At 66.8% G+C, this 17,795-nt stretch carries 20 protein-coding genes and 1 tRNA gene; 12 read left to right on the top strand and 9 right to left on the bottom strand.

From position 1 onward, the window contains the following. Positions 1-172 precede the first annotated feature (172 nt). Positions 173-1,408: a GGDEF domain-containing protein gene (locus Q9K01_RS00755; protein WP_305928304.1), complete on the top strand. Its 1,236-nt coding sequence runs from the start codon at positions 173-175 to the stop codon at positions 1,406-1,408. Positions 1,409-1,695: 287 nt separating this feature from the next. Then, positions 1,696-3,057 (top strand): serine hydrolase domain-containing protein, encoded by a 1,362-nt coding sequence (locus Q9K01_RS00750; protein ID WP_305928303.1) that lies wholly within the window; start codon positions 1,696-1,698, stop codon positions 3,055-3,057. 36 nt (positions 3,058-3,093) lie between these two features. On the opposite strand, the gene Q9K01_RS00745 is transcribed toward Q9K01_RS00750, so the two are convergent. Next, positions 3,094-3,537, bottom strand: a complete 444-nt coding sequence (locus Q9K01_RS00745; protein WP_305928302.1) for a hypothetical protein — start codon at positions 3,535-3,537, stop codon at positions 3,094-3,096. Positions 3,538-3,800: 263 nt separating this feature from the next. Between Q9K01_RS00745 and Q9K01_RS00740 the strand changes: the two genes are divergently transcribed. Beyond that, positions 3,801-4,853, top strand: coding sequence for a CNNM domain-containing protein (locus tag Q9K01_RS00740; protein WP_305928301.1), 1,053 nt, complete (start codon positions 3,801-3,803; stop codon positions 4,851-4,853). A 10-nt stretch (positions 4,854-4,863) separates the two neighbouring features. Here the strand turns inward: Q9K01_RS00740 and Q9K01_RS00735 are convergent, their stop codons facing one another. The 3 genes from Q9K01_RS00735 to Q9K01_RS00725 all read right to left on the bottom strand — a co-directional run bounded on the left by Q9K01_RS00735 (position 4,864) and on the right by Q9K01_RS00725 (position 6,619). Continuing rightward, complete coding sequence (locus Q9K01_RS00735) at positions 4,864-5,259, bottom strand: response regulator (protein ID WP_305928300.1); 396 nt, start codon at positions 5,257-5,259, stop codon at positions 4,864-4,866. Between the two features lie 169 nt (positions 5,260-5,428). Beyond that, positions 5,429-6,190: a VIT1/CCC1 transporter family protein gene (locus tag Q9K01_RS00730; protein WP_305928299.1), complete on the bottom strand. Its 762-nt coding sequence runs from the start codon at positions 6,188-6,190 to the stop codon at positions 5,429-5,431. A gap of 6 nt (positions 6,191-6,196) precedes the next feature. Further along, positions 6,197-6,619: a universal stress protein gene (locus tag Q9K01_RS00725; RefSeq protein ID WP_305928298.1), complete on the bottom strand. Its 423-nt coding sequence runs from the start codon at positions 6,617-6,619 to the stop codon at positions 6,197-6,199. A 99-nt stretch (positions 6,620-6,718) separates the two neighbouring features. On the opposite strand from Q9K01_RS00725, the gene Q9K01_RS00720 reads away from it, so the two are divergent. Further along, positions 6,719-6,892 carry a rhodanese-like domain-containing protein gene (locus Q9K01_RS00720; RefSeq protein WP_305928297.1) on the top strand — a complete coding sequence of 58 codons (174 nt, stop codon included), beginning with the start codon at positions 6,719-6,721 and terminating at the stop codon, positions 6,890-6,892. A gap of 72 nt (positions 6,893-6,964) precedes the next feature. Here the strand turns inward: Q9K01_RS00720 and arsB are convergent, their stop codons facing one another. From arsB to Q9K01_RS00695, 5 genes are all read right to left on the bottom strand, one after another. Further along, positions 6,965-8,035 (bottom strand): ACR3 family arsenite efflux transporter, encoded by a 1,071-nt coding sequence (arsB, locus tag Q9K01_RS00715; protein ID WP_305928296.1) that lies wholly within the window; start codon positions 8,033-8,035, stop codon positions 6,965-6,967. A gap of 21 nt (positions 8,036-8,056) precedes the next feature. Continuing rightward, positions 8,057-8,485 (bottom strand): arsenate reductase (glutaredoxin), encoded by a 429-nt coding sequence (gene arsC, locus Q9K01_RS00710; protein WP_305928295.1) that lies wholly within the window; start codon positions 8,483-8,485, stop codon positions 8,057-8,059. Then, entirely contained in the window at positions 8,482-8,955 is a 474-nt protein-coding gene (locus Q9K01_RS00705; RefSeq protein ID WP_305928294.1) for an ArsI/CadI family heavy metal resistance metalloenzyme, read from the bottom strand. Before Q9K01_RS00705 ends, arsC begins: the two co-directional genes overlap by 4 nt. Continuing rightward, positions 8,952-9,341: an ArsR/SmtB family transcription factor gene (locus Q9K01_RS00700; RefSeq protein ID WP_305928293.1), complete on the bottom strand. Its 390-nt coding sequence runs from the start codon at positions 9,339-9,341 to the stop codon at positions 8,952-8,954. Before Q9K01_RS00700 ends, Q9K01_RS00705 begins: the two co-directional genes overlap by 4 nt. 200 nt (positions 9,342-9,541) lie before the next feature. After that, positions 9,542-9,618: transfer RNA gene (locus Q9K01_RS00695), tRNA-Arg, on the bottom strand. A gap of 120 nt (positions 9,619-9,738) precedes the next feature. On the opposite strand from Q9K01_RS00695, the gene Q9K01_RS00690 reads away from it, so the two are divergent. From Q9K01_RS00690 to Q9K01_RS00655, 8 genes are all read left to right on the top strand, one after another. Next, positions 9,739-10,155 carry a hypothetical protein gene (locus Q9K01_RS00690; protein WP_305928292.1) on the top strand — a complete coding sequence of 139 codons (417 nt, stop codon included), beginning with the start codon at positions 9,739-9,741 and terminating at the stop codon, positions 10,153-10,155. A gap of 69 nt (positions 10,156-10,224) precedes the next feature. Continuing rightward, on the top strand, positions 10,225-10,731 hold the full coding sequence (locus tag Q9K01_RS00685) for an MmcB family DNA repair protein (RefSeq protein WP_305928291.1): 507 nt from the start codon (positions 10,225-10,227) through the stop codon (positions 10,729-10,731). Between the two features lie 87 nt (positions 10,732-10,818). Continuing rightward, positions 10,819-11,535, top strand: coding sequence for a sterol desaturase family protein (locus Q9K01_RS00680; RefSeq protein WP_305928290.1), 717 nt, complete (start codon positions 10,819-10,821; stop codon positions 11,533-11,535). Continuing rightward, positions 11,532-11,990 (top strand): DUF2141 domain-containing protein, encoded by a 459-nt coding sequence (locus tag Q9K01_RS00675; RefSeq protein WP_305928289.1) that lies wholly within the window; start codon positions 11,532-11,534, stop codon positions 11,988-11,990. The genes Q9K01_RS00680 and Q9K01_RS00675 overlap by 4 nt, the downstream gene beginning before the upstream one ends. A gap of 169 nt (positions 11,991-12,159) precedes the next feature. Further along, entirely contained in the window at positions 12,160-14,121 is a 1,962-nt protein-coding gene (locus Q9K01_RS15435) for a hypothetical protein (protein WP_422785266.1), read from the top strand. A 189-nt stretch (positions 14,122-14,310) separates the two neighbouring features. Next, positions 14,311-15,450 (top strand): phosphatase domain-containing protein, encoded by a 1,140-nt coding sequence (locus Q9K01_RS00665; protein WP_305928288.1) that lies wholly within the window; start codon positions 14,311-14,313, stop codon positions 15,448-15,450. Next, positions 15,447-16,373 carry an alpha/beta hydrolase gene (locus Q9K01_RS00660; protein ID WP_305928287.1) on the top strand — a complete coding sequence of 309 codons (927 nt, stop codon included), beginning with the start codon at positions 15,447-15,449 and terminating at the stop codon, positions 16,371-16,373. The genes Q9K01_RS00665 and Q9K01_RS00660 overlap by 4 nt, the downstream gene beginning before the upstream one ends. 10 nt (positions 16,374-16,383) lie before the next feature. After that, positions 16,384-17,751: a M48 family metalloprotease gene (locus tag Q9K01_RS00655; RefSeq protein ID WP_305928286.1), complete on the top strand. Its 1,368-nt coding sequence runs from the start codon at positions 16,384-16,386 to the stop codon at positions 17,749-17,751. Positions 17,752-17,795: the final 44 nt, after the last annotated feature.

Here is a 17,795-nt window from a genome sequence, read left to right as displayed (position 1 = left end):
AGTTCCGAACCAAATCGGTGTGGCACGCCCAGTCCTCGGCAGGGAGGGGGCGTTTCGCCCAGGTCTTTTGGCGCTTCGGCCTGTTCCCGCCCCCGCCTCCTGCGGCAGCATCAGGGACAATTTATCCCGTTCGTTCTACAATGATGAAATGCACGGGCGGGGCCAGAGCGAGATGCGCATAGAAGAAGGGTTCGACGAGACCCTGCGCTTTGGCGCGTGGTCGCCCGAACTCAAGGCGCGATGGGAAGAGTTCTCCTCGGACAGAATCAACCGCGAGTTGCGCTTCATGCACATGGTGGGACTGGCGATCTGCATCGCCTGCCTGTTCTTCGATGCGCAGGCGGGTGTTCTGGAACTGGGACTGGCGCTGCGGCTGGGGCTGGTCGTACCCGCCTATCTGGTGGGGATCGCGCTGCTCGGGCGCGCGAGGGGGCTGACGCGCACATTGGCGGCCACCCTCCCGGTTGCGATCTTCGCCGGGGTGGCGAGCTATCTCGGCGTCGTGGCGCAAGGGGCGCAAACCGAGCGCTACATTTTGGCGAGCGCCCTGTTGATCGCGTCGGGCATCGTGTTCCTGCCGCTCCGCGCAGGCGCCACGTTGTTCCTCGGCATCGCCGGCTTCGCGGCAATCGCGATCCCCGTCTTCCCCGTGGCTGGCATAGGACCCGCCACCATCGGTCTCTATTTCTTCGGTCTGCTGGCCTGCACTGGCACGGTCGCGATCAAGCTGCGCAACGACAGGCTCAAGGACAGCAATTTTATCCTCACGCTCAAGAGTCGCGAGGCGCAGGAGGAACTGCTGGCGCTCAATCGCCGGCTCGAGACGTTGAGCAATCTGGATCCGCTCACCGCACTCCTCAACCGGCGCGGCTTCGAGCAGGCGTTCGCGGCGGCATTCGAAGCGGCCCGTCAGAGCGACGACCCGATGGCCGTGCTGCTGCTGGACATCGACCATTTCAAGCGGTTCAACGACACCCATGGCCACCAGACCGGGGACCGGTGTCTGGTCGAGGTCGGGCGGTTGCTGGGCGGCGAGTTCGCGCGGCACGACGGCATCATCGGGCGCTATGGCGGCGAGGAATTCATCGCCGCTCTGGTGGGCAAGGCGGGCCGCGAGGCCGAGGCCATCGCCAACCGGGTAAGGGCGCAGATCGCCGGGCTGGTGGTCGCCGACGACACGAGCGCCGCGGAAGCGATCACAATCAGCATCGGGGTTCGCATCGGCAGCCCGAAAACGACCAGCCGCGACATGTTCGTCACCGATGCCGACCGCGCGCTCTACGCGGCCAAGCATGCGGGGCGGAACCGCGTCGTGATGCTGGCCGACGAAGCCGCGGCGCGACATGGCCGCGAGGCATCGGAGCCGCAGGCCCGGCCGGACTTCGCTGCCGGAACAGCCCGGCCCTGAGCGCCCGGAAGCGGGCTGGAACCGACCGACGATCCGCCTACCGGTCCGTGGGGATTATACGGTTGACCCGTGGTGATCTATATTACTAATACACCACTTCCTTTATGCAGTCGAGGAAGCGGAACATCAAACTTTCCCATCTGGTTATCGTGTTTGCCCTCGCGACGGCAGCCTGCGTTTCCCCGGTCGCCGGGTCCGCGCCGGATCGAGTGCCTGTTGCCGCCGCGTCGCCGCCGGGCCGCGCCGAGCCAGCGCTGGCCTCGCTCTGGGAGGCCCTGCCGACGGAAATGGAGCGCCACAGGCTCAAGGGGCTGAGCGTCGCGGTGTTCGACGATTACCGGATCGTCGAACACCGGACCTTCGGGGTCAGATCGGCTGAGGCGAACGCCCCGATTTCCGCGCAAACGGCGTTCTCGACCGCCTCGATATCCAAGCCGGTGACGGCGCTGGTCTGCGCGATGCTGGCCGCGGAAGGGGTCATCGATCTCGACGCGCCGATTGCGAACTATCTCAAAAGCTGGCGGCTGCCCGAGAGTGCACATCCCGGTGCGGCCGAGGTCACCTGGCGCCAGTTGCTGACGCACACGGCGGGCACGTCGCAGCACGGTTTCGCGGATTATTACGAGGGCGACCGGCTGCCGACGCTGATCGACAGCCTCGAAGGGCGCCTGCCGCGCTACGACAAGCCGATCGAGTTTCTCTTCCCGCCCGGCACCGGTTGGCGATACAGCGGCGGCGGATATGTGATCGTGCAGCTTGCGCTGGAGGACCACACGGGCATTCCCCTGGCCGAGCTGGCCGCACGAAGAGTGTTCCAGCCGCTCGGCATGCACCACACCACCATGATCCAGCCGGGAGCGGCAGGGTTTCCCGCCGATGCGGCGCTCGTCCACGCCGAGGACGGGACGGTCATCCGCACCGGATTGCCGATAACGCCGCAGGTATCCGCTTCGGGAATGTGGTCGACGCCCGCCGATCTGGCGCGCTTCGCCATCGCCATCCAGCGCGCCCTGGCAGGCGATGGCAACGGGCCGATCGCCCCGGCCACGGCGCGGGCGCTGACCGATGTCTTCTCTCTCGAGCATGTCGGCGGGATGGGGATGCCATTCTTCCGCGGCTTCGGTTTCGGCAACACCGACTGGTTCCGCCACGACGGTTCGAACACCGGCGTCAACGGCGACCTGATGGCATCGATGGAGGGCGGCTACGGCATCGCCGTTCTGGCCAATGGCGACGATGCAAACACCGGGCCGGTCTTCGCCACGCTGCGGCGCGAGATCATCGACGGCATGAAGTGGAACGAGCGCCACAAATTCGCCACCGCGCCGCTCCCCGAGGACCTGAAGCGGACCGTGCTCGGAACCTACACCGGTCTGCTCTACGATCTCGGGCTCGAATACCGGATCGAGGAGCAGGATGACGCGCTGTGGATCGGATCGGAGTTCTTCACCCAGTTTCTGGGGCGGGAGCGTAGCAGAATGCATCATCTTGGCGGCGGAACCTTCGCCATCGAGGATTACCCCAACCTCCTGCGCTTCGACTGCACAGAGGGGTCGGACGACTGCAATGTCACGGTTTCTCGACCGGTCAGCGATGCGGCGCCCGTCGTGCGCGCCGTCGGGGACACGAAGGCAGCGGCGCCCGGCTGAGCCGCGCGCGGCATCCGGAGCTCGGACCATCGGGCGCTAGCGGCCTATCCGATGGTCGGGCTCTTCGGCCTGCGGCGTGGTCCGATCCGGGGGCGATTCGCCATCGAGCGGGCGCAGTTCGATGAACAGGACGGATGCGATCCAGAAGCAGATGGTGACGAATATCTGCGCGCTCGGGCGCCCCCCTTCGAAAGCGGCTGCCCCGATCTCGTGGATCAGCAGCAGATACAACCCGCCCACCAGCCCGAGCAGGTTGGCGACGTTGGTCCAGCGGCGTCGCGCGACCGGTGCGAGATGAAGATAGAGGACGATAAGGCAGATCACGGCGACGATCAGCGCGTAATCGGCCAGCGGCAATTGGCTGGTGGTGCCCAGATTGGCGCCGATGAGCGCGCCGAAGAACAGGGAAACGCCGTTCAGCGCCGCCCGCTTCTCGGCCAGCGTCTGTTTCTCGAGCCCGAGCCATCTGCGCCAAGCCATCGTCCGTCTCCCCGCCGTGAATTGCTTGCAATCGGCGCTGCCTGTCAATGACCGCTTTCCGCCTGGCTAGGCGGACTCGCCAGCGATCGCCCGGTCCCCGGTGGCGCCGGTGATGCCGCGCCCTTGAGCCGCGGCGCTTCCTCGTGCAGCCAATGGCGTAGAGCGCCGCACAAAATTGCGCCCGTGCAAGCGGCGCTTTGTGGTGTAAGGATGGCTCCCACCCGTCCCGACGCAAACGCAACAAGCAAGGCCCCCGCACCACCATGACCCTGCTGATATTCTACGTCGCGCTGGCTCTGGTGGTGTCGTTCCTGTGTTCGATCCTCGAGGCCTCGCTGCTGACGATCACGCCATCCACGATCCGTTCGGCGCAGGATCGCGAGGCGGGCTGGGCGGGCAAGCTCAAGAAGCTCAAGGACGATATCGAGCGCCCGCTGGCCGCGATCCTGACGCTCAACACCATCGCCCACACGATGGGTGCGGCCGGCGCCGGTGCGCAATACGCCAAGGTCTACGGCGCGGGCAGCGAGGCGGTGTTCGCCGCGGTGCTGACGCTGCTGGTGCTGATCTTCACCGAGATCATCCCCAAGACCATCGGCGCGCGCTATGCCGAAAGGATCGCTCCCTTCACCGCCTGGCTGCTGCCGCTGCTGATCAAGGGGCTGGCGCCGCTGGTGTGGGCCTCGCGCCAGCTGACCCGGCTGATCACGCTGGGCAAGCCCGCCGCGATCCCCCGCCACCGCGACGATCTGCTGGCGATCGCCAATCTGGGCCAGGCCTCGGGCCAGATCGACAGCAGCGAGGTCCGCTTCCTGCGCAATCTGCTCCAGCTGCACGGGGTCCGGACCGCCGATGTGATGACCCCGCGCACCGTGGTGTTCAGCCTGCCGCAGCGCACCGCATTGCGCGATTTCGCGGCGAAGATCAGCGAGGTGCCGCACACCCGCATCCCCGTATTCGACGAGAATTCGGACAAGATCACCGGCTTCGTGATCAAGCACGAGGCGCTGACCGGCCTGCTCGAACAGCCCGACGGCGATGGCAGCCTCCAGCCGCTGGTGCGCCCGCTGCCCCACGTCCTAGACGAGCTCCCGGTCGACAAATTGTTCCACCGGATGATCTCGCAGCACGACCACATCCTGATGGTGATCGACGAATACGGCACCTTCCGCGGGCTGGTGACGCTGGAGGACGTGCTCGAGACGATCTTCGGTTTCGAGATCGTCGACGAGATGGACGAGATCCCCGATCTGCAGGAATATGCGCGCGAATTGTCGCGTCGCCGCGCGACCGGCGCGGCCCGGGCGCGAGCCTGAACACGGGCGTCTAGTCGCCCTCGGCCGTCCTCCGCAGCCCGTCGACCGCGAGCGTCAGCGGGCGCTCGACCGCCGATTGCACCGCCGCCTCGAGCAGCGGCTGCGTCATCGGCTTGGCGACCACCAGGGCATCCGGCAGATGCGCGCGGACCTCGGGTCCGCTGCCGGTCACGAAGACCACCGGGATCACTCTGTCGGAACAGATCGTCATCACCGCCTCGGTCCCGGTCCCGTCGAGGATGCGGTGGTCGGCGACGATCAGATCGGGGCACTGCCTTTCGGCCGCCGCGATCGCTTCGGCCATGCTGGCGGCGATCTCGAAAATGGCGTAGCCGATCTCGCTCAGCGCCTCCTCGACCGCGAATGCGAGCAGGGCTTCGTCCTCGATAATGAGCGCGTGGGGCACATGATACCCTCCACATCGGCGGGAGCACGGCGCGTCTCTCAGCCGCAAGCAGCCAGAACATGGGCTTGCGATGCGCCGCCGCTAGCACAGCAGGTGGGGCTTGTCTGCCTTTGCGCCTCCACGCCGCCCGGCCGTGCGGTCGCTGCCTCCGCCAAAGCCATTGCGCCCGCTATGCGGACGATATTCCGAACAGGGTTCGCAGGCCAACGCCCACCGCATAGGCCAGCACCGCCGCGACGCTGCCGATCAGCAGCGTCTGCAGCCCGGAGCGTAGCGGCGAAGCGCCCAGAACCACACCCTTGCCGATGCCCAGAGCGAAGAAGGTCGCTGCAGCGAGCCCGGTGCTGATGGCGAACATCCGGTCGAAGGCTCCGGTGCCGGCAACGAACGGCAACAGCGGCACGAAGCCGCAAAGCACGAACGCCACCAGGGTGTAGAGAGCCGCACGCAGCGGTCTTGCGGAGATTTCGCTGAGCTTGAGCTCCTCGGCCATCATCGTGTCGACCCACACTCGCTTGTCGCTGGTGATGACCTCGACGATCTGGTCGAGCGCCTCGCCTTCCAGCCCTTTGCGGGCGAATATCTCCCTGATTTCCTGCCGTTCGCCTTCGGGATTCGCTTCGAGTTGCCAATTCTCGTCGGCCCGAGCCTGCGCCACCTCCTGCTGCCTGCTTCTGGTCCCGAGATAGTTGCTGACTCCCATGCTGAAGCCATCGGCGACAAGATTGGCCAGCCCCAGGATGATCACGGTCGTCGCTGCGAGGCCGCCACCGGCGCTGCCCGCCACGACGGCGAAGGTCGTAATCACGCCATCCACGCCGCCGCGCATGAAATCGCCCAGCGGGCTTTCGCCCCGCGGCCTCTCGAGGCGATCGCGAATGCGGCCCGGTCGGTGCTCTTTCGCAAGGTCGCGGTTCGTCCGGGAGATCACCTTGTGCTAATCCCGCACGACCATGACGGAACATCGCGCGTGGCGGACAACCCGCGCTGCCTGAGCGCCGATGAGCCAGTCTTTCATTTCCGGGCGGTGCGAAGACAGCACGATGAGATCGGCCTCGACGCTCTGGGCGAGGTCGAGGATACCGCGGGCGATCGGGCCCGAACCGACGCGGGTCGCCAGTTCGGCATCGCCGCGCAATTCCTCGGCCAGCGAAGCCAGCCGCGCTGCGGCGGTATCCAACAGGCGGCGATAGCCGATCCCCGACCACTGCGCTTCGCGCGTCGCCAGGCTGTCGGGCACGATGGTGCCAAGCGTGATCCTGGCGCCGAAGCAGCGCGCAAGTGCCAGCCCTGCGGGAACCGCTCCGGCCCAGGAACTGGGCTCATCGAGGTCAACCGGCACCAGAACGCTGGAGTACATTCGCTATCTCCCACCCGGACTGGGTTCCTTGTATCTGACAGGCGGCTTGCGGTCTTCGGGAAAATCCGGTGCGCGGCGCGTGCGCCGCAGCACAACTACGTGGGCGAGCTCAACGAACGGTATCGCAACCTCGACCCGGCCGGGCGCTACACCCTGATGTGCGCCAGCGGGATGCGGGCGACCGTTGCCGCAGGATGGCTGGCCAGCCGCGGGTTCGCCGAGCTCGACGTGTATCTGGGTTCGATGGGAGCGTGGAAGGCCGCGCACGGCTGATCCCCCAGCACGGCCAAAAGCCGTCGCGGCCGACATCTCCGATCCGGCGCTGGAACAGCCCGCAGCCGGGTCTCAGACTGCGGGAAAGCGATCGCGGGTGCGGTTGGCGATCGCGACCAGCGACAGCATCACCGGGACTTCGACCAGCACGCCGACCACGGTCGCAAGAGCAGCCCCGCTGGTGAGGCCGAACAGGCCAATGGCGACCGCAACCGCCAGTTCGAAGAAGTTGGAGGTGCCGATCAGCGCGCAGGGTGCGGCGATGTCATGCGGCACCTTCCACGCCTTGGCTGCAGCATAGGCGATGGCGAAGATGCCGTAGGACTGGATGACGATCGGAACCGCGATCAGCGCGATCAGCAGCGGATCGGCGACGATGGTCCCGGCCTGGAAGGCGAACAGCAGCACTACCGTGGCCAGCAGACCGATGATCGACCCGGGCTTGAGGCGGGCCGTGAAGGCGTCGAGAGAGGCCGTGTCGCCTCCGTGGCGGGCGATCACGCTTCGGCGGGTAAGCGCGCCCGCCGCCAGCGGAACGACGACATAGAGCACGACCGAGAGAAGCAGCGTCTCCCAAGGGACGACGATGTCGGTCACGCCGAGCAGCAGGGCGACGATCGGCGCGAAGGCGACGATCATAACCAGGTCGTTCACCGACACCTGCACCAGCGTATAGGCTGGATCGCCTCTGGTCAGTTGCGACCAGACGAACACCATGGCGGTGCAGGGTGCAGCGCCGAGGATGATGAGGCCGGCGATATACTGGTCGGCATCGCTTTGGGACATCAGCCCGGCATAGAGATAATCGAAGAACAGCACCGCCAGGGCGGCCATCGTAAACGGCTTGACCAGCCAGTTGACCACGAGCGTGATGACCAGCCCCTTGGGCTTGCGCCGGATGTCCTTCACGCTGGCGAAATCGACGCCGACCATCATCGGATAGATCATCGCCCAGATCAGCACCGCGACCACGAAATTGACCGATGCATATTCGAAACGGGCCAGGAGGCGGACGGCGTCGGGTGCGGCGAGGCCGAGCGCGAGGCCTGCCAGGATGGCGAGCAGCACCCAAAGGGACAGGAAGCGTTCGAAGGTGCCGAGCGGCGAGGCCGCCGGGGCGGGATTCGCGATGGTTGGGGTCATCTCGCTTGTCCTATCCTCGCGTCATCGCACGCGCTGGCCTGCGGCATCCACGATCTGCTCGCCATCTTTCCTGGCGAAGCCCCCTTGCTGTCGGGCCGGGATCAGATCGAGAACCGCTTCCGACGGACGGCACAGCCTCACGCCGAGCGGCGACACGACCAGAGGACGATTGATCAGGATCGGGTGAGCCATCATCGCGTCGATCAGCTGCTCGTCGGACAGGGCAGGATCGCCCAAGCCCAGCTCGGCGAACGGCGTGCCCTTCTCGCGCAACAGGTCGCGCGGCGATATGCCCGCGCGCGCCATCAGGCTCTCCAGCATGGCGCGCGAAGGCGGTGTCTCGAGATACTCGACCACATGCGGCTCGATCCCGGCGTTGCGGATCATGGCGAGTGCATTGCGCGAGGTACCACACTCGGGATTGTGGTAGATGACGAAGTCGCCGGTCATCCTGCTGCTCCCGCGGCGATGTTCGGGCCGGTGCTCGGGCCGGTGTTCGGGCCGGTGCTCGGGCCGGTTCCGGTGACCGCCGATAGATCCACACCGTCTCCGTAGACGGTCGCGCCGCCGGTCGTGTGGAATGCCTCCCACAAGACGCCGTCGGGATCGGTGACCCAGCTCTTCTCCGATTTGGCATAGCAGCAGGTGGTGCAGCCTTCCTCGGCTACCGGCCTGTCCGCGGATCTGAGCCGGTCGTAGACCTCGGCCAGTTCGTCTCGATCCTCGACCTGAATGCCGAGATGCTCGACGCCCTTGTGCGCATTGCTCGCGGAGATTGCAAAGTTGACGCGCGGATCATCGAGCATCCACTTGGCGTAGTCGCTCTTGGCGACGGTCGGTTCCGCGCCGAACAAGGTGGAGTAAAAGCCGATCGACCGGTCGAGGTCGGCAACGCCGACATGGACATGCAAACGTTTCATGCGGATTTTCCTTCCGGTTGCGCTGTTGGGATTTCGCTGGCCTCGGGAGCGGCGCAATCCCCGCCACCGCAGCAGTTTTCCATCAGGAACCCGACGAGCGCGTTCATCGCGCCATAATCGGCAGTGTAGATGAGCGAGCGACCGTCCCGCCGCTGCTGGAGCAATCCAGCCCGCGTGAGATGCGCCAGGTGGAACGACAGAGAAGAGTTCGGGATGTCCAGCGCGCTGGCGATGGCGCCCGCCGGCATGCCTTCTTCCCCGGCCTGAACGAGCAAGCGAAACACCGCCAGGCGATGTTCCTGCGCAAGCGCCCCGAGGGCCTCGACTGCTGCGGTGGACTTCATTTCCATAGGATTCGAAATATAGCCCGCCGCCGTGCGGGTCAAGTTTATTTCGAGGACTGTGGAAATAAAGCGAGGCGGCGCGTAAATGTAGGCGGCGAATCCGGCGAGGAAGCCCGGCGAGTGGCGGTATTGGTCGCGGCGAAGTCGGTGACGATCCCATCGACACGACGGGCAGCAAGACCCGCTTGGCGGGCGCAGCCTCCGGCGCGGTTCCGCACAGTGTGCCCACAGATGAACGGGGATGGTGCACCCGACAGGATTCGAACCTGTGACCTTCGCCTTCGGAGGGCGACACTCTATCCAGCTGAGCTACGGGTGCTTCGGCTCGACGCCTAGCCGCTGTTGAGACCATCGGTCAACGGGTTCCGAAAAGCGGCTGGAGAACGACGGCCCCGCATTAGCGATTTGGCAAGTTCGCCCGGCTAGTCGTGGAAGCCTTATGAACGCGCTCCGCCATGAATTCGATCTCGCCGAAGCCACCATGCTGCCGCCGCTCGGTCAAGAGCCGACCCGCGCGCCCGGGCCGCTTGTCGAGGATCTCGGGGCGCGTTGGGAAGCCTTGCACGATGCCGCCGAAGCGGTGGCGCAGCTCGCGCAGCTCGGGCACGAGGCCGCCGGAGGCGCGATCGCCTCGCTTCCCGAGCGCGCGGCGCACGCGGAGAGCTGGCGCCGCGAGGCGGTCGTCAACGGGATCGACGATCTCGCGCTGGTGATGCAGACGGGCTTGCGCGCGCTGATCGCCGCCGCCGACCAGGGCCGCGACACCACCGCCGCAGCGCTGACCCTGTGGCGCGAATTCCACGTCGCGCGCCAGGCGATCTGCGCCTTCGTGGAGCCGGAACTGCACACCGCCTGAGCTTCGCTCTGCGCAGGCCGGACATCCCGCGGCCTTGACGAAGTTTCCTTTTTGTTCCAGCGCTGCGGCATGGCCGACTCGCTTGCATCCACCCTCGCACCCGCTCCCGATGGCGAAGTCGCGACCGCCCGAGCCGTGTGCCGCGGGATCGCACGGCTGTTCGCGCGCAACGACATCTGGTGTCTGCCCGAAATGCCGCTGCGCAACGGGCGCCGCGCCGATCTGATGGGGGTCGACCCCAAGGGGCGGGTGATCATCGTCGAGATCAAGGTCCAGCGCGGCGATCTGCTGGGCGATGGCAAATGGCCCGATTATCTCGATCATTGCGACCGCTTCTTCTGGGGCGTCCCGCCCGGGCTCGATCGCGGACCGCTGGAGAGCGAGGAATACCGCCCCGATTGCTGCGGGATCATCGTCGCCGATGGCTACGATGCCGAGATCCTGCGCCCCGCCCCGCTCCACCCGCTCGCCGCGGCGCGGCGCAAGGTCGAGGTCGAACGGCTGGCGCGCGCCGCGCTGCGGCGGCTGACCGTGGCGGGCGACCCCGATTGCGCGCCCTGGGGCCAAAGCGAGTAGGCAGCGACTGGGCGGATAGGAGGCGGATAGTCGTGGAGTACTAAGCTCTGTCCCGCCTGCGCGGATTGCGGCATAGGCGGGGCCGCCATGCTCGCCGCCATCCTTCTCTCCACTCTCGCGATGACTCTGATCGTGGCGCTGCGCTATCTCGCGACCAGCGGGTTCTTCGCCTGGCTGACCGCGCGGCGCAGACCCGGCTACCATGCCAGGCTCGGTCCGCAGATGCGCCGTGAGATCGGCTGGTCGCTGGCCTCGGCGGCGATCTACGGGATTCCGGCGGGCATCGTCGGCTGGGGCTGGCAGGAGCGCGGCTGGACGCGGATTTACTCAGGCTGGCAGGACTTTCCGTTGTGGTACCTGCCGCTTTCGGTGCTTCTCTATCTGTTCGCGCACGACACCTGGTTCTACTGGTCGCACCGCTGGATGCACCGCCCGAAACTGTTCCGCTCGATGCACGCGGTCCATCATGCCAGCCGCCCGCCGACCGCCTGGGCGGCGATGAGCTTCCATCCCTACGAGGCGCTGACCGGGGCCTTCGTGATCCCGCTGCTGGTGTTCCTCATCCCGATCCATGCCGCGATGCTGGGCCTGGTGCTCGCGGTGATGACGGTGATGGGGGTGACCAATCACATGGGCTGGGAGATGTTTCCGCGCCGGCTGGTTCATTCGCGGTTAGGGGGTTGGCTGATAACCGCCAGTCACCATCAGCGGCATCACGAGGAATACCGCTGCAACTACGGGCTCTACTTCCGCTTCTGGGATTGGGTCTGCGGTACCGACAAAGGGTTGAGCAGCGCCGTATGAAATTCACCCGCCTCACCTTGCTGGCGCTGCTGCTGCCGCTGGCACCTTTGGCCACTGCCGCCGGCCATCCGCTCGCGGGAACCGACGTCACCGTCACCGTCACCCAAATGCGCAATGCCGAAGGGCTGGTTATCGCCTGCATGACCGGCGATCCGGCGCGCTTCCCCAAATGCCGGTCCGGCACCCCTTCCTATCGCACCATCGTCGATGCGCACGCCGGCAAGGTCACCCTCACCTTTCCCGGCGTCGCGCCGGGGCGCTATGCGATCGCGCTGCTTCACGACGAGAACGGCAATGGCAAGGCCGATCGCGCGCTGGGGATGATGCCGCGCGAGGGCTTCGGCTTCTCGCGCGACGCCAAGGTCGTGATGGGCCCTCCGCGCTTCGAGGACGCGATGTTCGAGGTCTCCGACAGCCCCAAGTCTCTGGCGATCAAGATGCGCTACATGTTCTGATCCGATCGCGGCCCACGGCGCGTCCTGTTCGCCGGTCGCGGCGTGTCCCTATTGCCGGTTGCGGGGCATTGGCGCCCCTCGGTTAGCGATATGTTTACCACGGCCCGTCACAAGCAAGGATGCAGACCACCACGCTTTCAGAGCGCGCTTTTCAGGGGCAGCATCGACGATGGACAGGCTAGGCGGCATTTTCGGCTCTCGCGGAGGGTATGGCGACGAGCCCGATTACTCCGGCCCCGATTATTCCGGCCCCGACGATTCCGGCGACCACGAGTCCGGCCCCGATTTCGAGAGCGAAGACGAGAACCCGATCCACGAAGGCCCGCCCTCGCCGGTCGGGCAGGACGAGCGCCGGATGCAGGTGCGCGCCTACAATCACTGGGCGAGCTTGCTCGCCGACCGCAATTTCCCCTCGATCGAGGATCTCGATCCCGCCTCGCTGAAGGATTTCGGCCCCTATTCGGTGCTGCTCGATTTCACCCAGGGAGTGGACAATCCCGGTATCGAATATCTCGGCGAGCGGCTGGCGGAGGAATGCGGCGAGCAGGACGCGGCCCACGCGATCGATGCGGTGTCCGAGATTCCCGCGCGCTCGCTGCTGAGTCGCATCACCGACCACTATATGCAGATCCTCGCCAATCAGGCGCCGATCGGTTTCGAGGCCGAATTCGTCAATCAGCGCGGCGCCACCGCACTCTATCGCGGGATCCTGCTGCCCTATTCGAGCGATGACGAGACGATCGACTTCATCTTCGGGGTGATCAATTGGAAGGAAGTCGCCGACCAGCAGACCGCGGACGAATTGCTGCTCGAGATCGGCCAGGCGCTTCAGGCGGATGCGGCAGCGGAGGGGGAGGCGGACGAGACCGAATCGATTGCAGACAGGGTCCTGGCGCTGAAACAGCCGGTCGGACGCGACGAGGCGCCGCTGGAACTGAGCGTTCCGCTGGACGATGTCGCAGAACACCAAGCGATCCCGCCGCATCACGAAACCCAGGAACTGCCCGTGCCCGCCTTCGGCAGCCGCGCGGCTGCGGGGCTGGCCGGCTGGTCGGCTCACAATTGGGATGAAGAAGACGAAGCAGACGACGACGAGGAATACGACGATGGCGGTTCCCACGCGGCCGAATGGCGCGGCCGAGCCATCGGCGAAACCGCGCGCGATTACGGGCTCGACGATGATTGGGAGGAACCCGAACCCGAAGACGTCGACGATGTGATCGATCCGCTGGCCGACGACAGCGTCGGCGCGGGCCTTTCCTCGCTGATCGGGCGAGGAACCAAGCCGCGCCCGACGCTCGACCTGTCATCGGCCTATGACGATGACGACGAAGAAGGCACAGCGGGCGACGGCCAATCGCCGCTGGTGCCGCAAGCCTACGAGCCCGAGGAGCCGCGCGCCGCGGTGAGTTTCGTCCCCGCAGCACCGCTCGCAACCGACATCGAGACCTCGCAGGATGCCGAGAATGAGTCCGACGCACAAGCCGCCGAGCATTCCGCTCCGGCGCCCGCGAGCGCCGGAGAGACGCTGGGTCTCTACGATTGCCTCGCCGAGGCCCGCGAGCTCGCGCTGGTCGCCAGTTCTAGCGAGGACCGCAGCCGCGACGCGCTCTATCGTGCGGTCGGACGCGCCTATGATTTCAGTCTCGAGGCGGTCGCCGATCCGGAGGGCTTCCAGGAACTGATCGCCGATAGCGGGCTCAAAATTCAGGAACGCGCGCCGATGACCCCGGTGGTCAAGCTGGTGTTCGGCGCCGATTACGACAAGACGCGGGTGACCGAATACGCCGCGGTGCTGAGCCATGCCCATCGCCTGCAGGTGACCCGCGGATCGCTGGCGCGCTTTCTCGGTGAGGCCGAGGGCGGGCTCAAGGGCGTGGTTCAGGCCGAACGCCGCGCGCGCCGCGAGGAAGCGGGCGAGAAGGTCGATGACGGCACCACGATGCGCGCATCGCTGGCGAAGAAGCTGCGGGCGATCGAACCGCTCTCCCTCGACGATCTGGAACCCTCGGGGTCCGAATTCGCACTGGTGATGGTCCGGCGGACCGAAGATGGCGAAGTGCTGGTGGTGGGCGAGATTCCCGAAGACGTCCCGCTGGTCGAGCGCGCCGCGCGCAAATTGCTCGCCTGACCCGCGAGCCAAAGCGATCGAGAGCAACAACCACTTCGTCATCCCAGCGAAAGCTGGGATCGGCCTCGGGGACGCGCTGGATTTGGGACCAGGCCGACAAAGATCCCAGCTTTCGCTGGGATGGCGCTTCGCCGCAGATACCGGAACCAGGGGCTATCCCGTCGCGAATCGCCGGGCTAGCTAGACCGGATGGCCCTGTTTCCGACCCGACGCGTCCGCATCCAGCCCTATTTCGGCTATCGCAGCCGCGAGCGGCTGATGATCTCGGCCCGCGCCCTGCGCGCCCCGCGGCCCGGCTTCGACAAGAGCGGCCGCCTGCGCGCGATCCGCACCATGCTGTCGCAATTCGCCTCGCACGAGGTGCCCGATCTGGCGGTCGATCTGGAAATCCAGCATCCCGACGGGCGCACCTTCCACCATCTCGGCACGACCGATCGCGAGGGGTTCGTCCATTTCGACGTACCGCTCGAGCCCGAGTGGGAACTCGCCAGTCACAGCCAGTGGGAAGTGGTCGCCTTCCGTTGGCATGATCGTGATGGCGAGCAATGCGTCGAGGGCCATGTGCTGGCGCCGGGCCGGGAAGCGACGTTGGGCGTTATCTCGGATATCGACGACACGATCATCGAGACCGGCATCACCGGCGGGCTCCGCAAGCTCGCGCGCAATTGGCGCCGGGTGGTGATGCAACTGCCCGACGAGCGCTTGCTGGTTCCCGATGCCGACGTCTTCTACAACGCGCTGGGCGGCGGCGCGGTGCTGCAGACCGGCGAGGCGCATACCGGCGACCGCTTGCCCGCGACGCATCACCCCTTCTTCTACGTCTCGTCGAGCCCTTGGAACCTGTTCTCCTATCTGGTCGCCTTCCAGAAGAGCCGCGGCCTGCCGCTCGGCCCGCTGATGCTGCGCGACTGGGGACTGAACAGCGAGACCTTCGGCAGCGGCAGCCACGGCGCGCACAAGATCGCGGCGATCGCGGGTATCGTCGAGACCTACGACTCGCTGCAATTCGCGCTGATCGGCGATGATTCGCAAGGCGATCTGCTGGCCTTTGCCGAAGTGGTCGCGACCCATCCGGGGCGGGTGCGCGCGGTCTTCATCCGCCGCGCCGGCGATCCGCTCAGCCCCGAGGAAATCGCCGCGCGATCGCTGATCGAGTCGGCGAACGTCCCGCTGTGGCTGGGTGCCAGCTACACCAGCGGGCAGCAGTTCCTGCGCGCCATCGGGCTGGCGCATGACGGCGAGGCGGAGCGGATCGTCGAGGCAGTCGAGAAACCCGCAGGCAAGGGCACCGAAACCGGCACTGCCACCCCGCCGCAGCCGGAGGCATGAGCCGGATGCTCGCATGGATGCTGGGCGGCATTGCGGCTCTGCTGGTGCTGGTCGGCATCGCCTTCTGGATCGCGCTGCAGGTCAACAGCGTGGCGCTGCTCGACACGATCGACCGGGTGACCGGCAGCCGGAGCGGTGTGGAACGTGTGGCGCGCGTGCGGCTGGGCGAAGCGCCGACGCAGACGCTCTCGCTCTACCGGGCGCCGCCGACGGCCGGGGCCGCGCCCGTACTGCTGTTCGTCCACGGCGGCAGCTGGGAATGGGGCGACCCGAAAGACTACGGCTTCGTCGCGCGCGCGCTTGCGCCCGAGGGCTTCGTGGTGGCGCTGGCGGGTTACCGGTTGGGCGAAGCGGGGCGCTATCCGGCCATGCTCGAGGACACCGCACAGGCGATCGGCTGGCTGCACGCCAATGCGGCGCGCTATGGCGGCGACCCCGGGCGGATCTATCTCGCCGGCCATTCGGCGGGTGCCTACAATGTCGTTCAGGTCGCGCTCGAACCGCGCTGGCTCGCCGCCGAAAGTGTCCCGCCGGAGGCGATTCGCGGGGTGGTGGGCATGGCCGGGCCATACGATTTCCTCCCCTTCGACAAGGATTCGACCCGCGCCGCCTTCGGCGAGGCGCCCGATGCCGCGGCCACCCAGCCGATCAACCACGTGCGCGCCGATGCCCCGCCGATGCTGCTGCTGACCGGTAGCGCGGACACGACGGTCAAACCGCGCAACACCCGCGCGCTCGCCGCCGCCCTGGAAGATGTCGGCGCCCGCGTCGAAACCCGGATCTACGACGGCTTCGACCATTCCGATGTGCTCGTGAGGCTCGCCAGCCCGTGGCGCCGCGAGCGAGGTCTGCGCGACGATGTCGCCGCGTTCCTCGCCCGGACCCGGCTGGCTTCAGTTCCGGTTCAGGGCGAAACCCGCTAGCAGAGCTCGAATGCGTCCGCTCGCCCATCTGTTTGCCTTTTGCGCGCTGCTGGTCCTCGGGGTCCAGCCGGTCGCTGCGCAATCGATCCTGCGCGATGCCGAAACCGAGGATTTCCTCCAGGAACTCTCCGCCCCGCTGGTCGAGGCCGCCGGTCTCGAACCCGGCAATGTCGATATCGTGCTGATCAACGACCCTTCCATCAACGCCTTCGTCGCGGGGGGGCAGGCAGTCTATCTCCACAGCGGACTGATCGACGCCGCCGAGACCGCGAACGAAGTCCAGGGCGTTGTCGCGCACGAGCTGGGTCATATCACCGGGGGCCACATCATCCGCCAGGGCGACGGGATGGCGGCGGCGAACCGGATCTCGATCCTCTCGCTGATCGCCGGGCTGGGCGCCGCGCTCGCCGGCGCGGGCGATGCCGCGATGGGGGTGATGATGGCCGGCCAGCGCGCGGCAATGGGCAAGTTCCTCGCCTACAACCGCGGCGAGGAATCATCCGCCGATGCCGCGGGCGCGCAATATCTTTCCGATGCCGGGATTTCGGGCCGCGGCTCGATCGCCTTCTTCAAGAAGCTGCAGAACCAGGAATTCCGTTATGGCTACAGCCAGAGCGACGAGGCCGCCTTCACCCGCACCCATCCGCTCTCGGGCGACCGGATAGCGAGGCTGCGCGATACCTATCAGCGCGATCCCGCCTGGGAAGCGCCCGACGATGCACGGCTTGAACGGCGGTTCCGGCGGATCAAGGCCAAGCTCTCGGGCTATCTGGAAGAACCGCAGCGCACGCTCAACAGCTTCCCCGCCAGCGACACCGGCGTGCCCGCGCGCTATGCCCGCGCCTATGCCTATCACAAGGCCGCACGGGTGGATCAGGCGCTGGCCGAGACCGACGCGCTGATCACGCAGGATCCCGACGACCCCTATTTCCTCGAATTGCGCGGCCAGGTGCTGCTCGAATCGGGCCGCGCCGAGGAAGCGCTCGTATCGCTGCGCCGCGCCACCGAACTGACCCGGGCGGAACCGCTGATCGCCACCCTGTTCGGCCATGCGCTGATCGCGACCGAGGACCGCGACAATTACGCCGAGGCCGAAGAGGTGCTGCGCGCCGCGGTGGCCAAGGACCGGTACAACCCCTTCGCCTGGTACCAGCTCGGGGTGGTCTATGCCGCGCGAGGCGACATGCCCCGCGCGCGGCTCGCGAGCGCCGAACAGCAGGTGATGAACCGCGAATACGCCATGGCGCTGCGCAGCGCTCAGGCCGCCGAGGCGGGGCTGCCCGAGGGGACGCCCGACTGGCTGCGGGCGCAGGATATCGGCATGCAGGCGCGCGCGCTGATCGAACAACAGACCGGTCGTGGCGGCGGACGACGCTAGACACGGGTGCCAGAAACGCACGCCAGAGACGGACGACGCAAGGC

Source organism: Qipengyuania benthica, assembly GCF_030717865.1.
Taxonomy (GTDB): domain Bacteria; phylum Pseudomonadota; class Alphaproteobacteria; order Sphingomonadales; family Sphingomonadaceae; genus Qipengyuania; species Qipengyuania benthica.
This window is presented reverse-complemented; position numbering and strand designations above follow the sequence as displayed.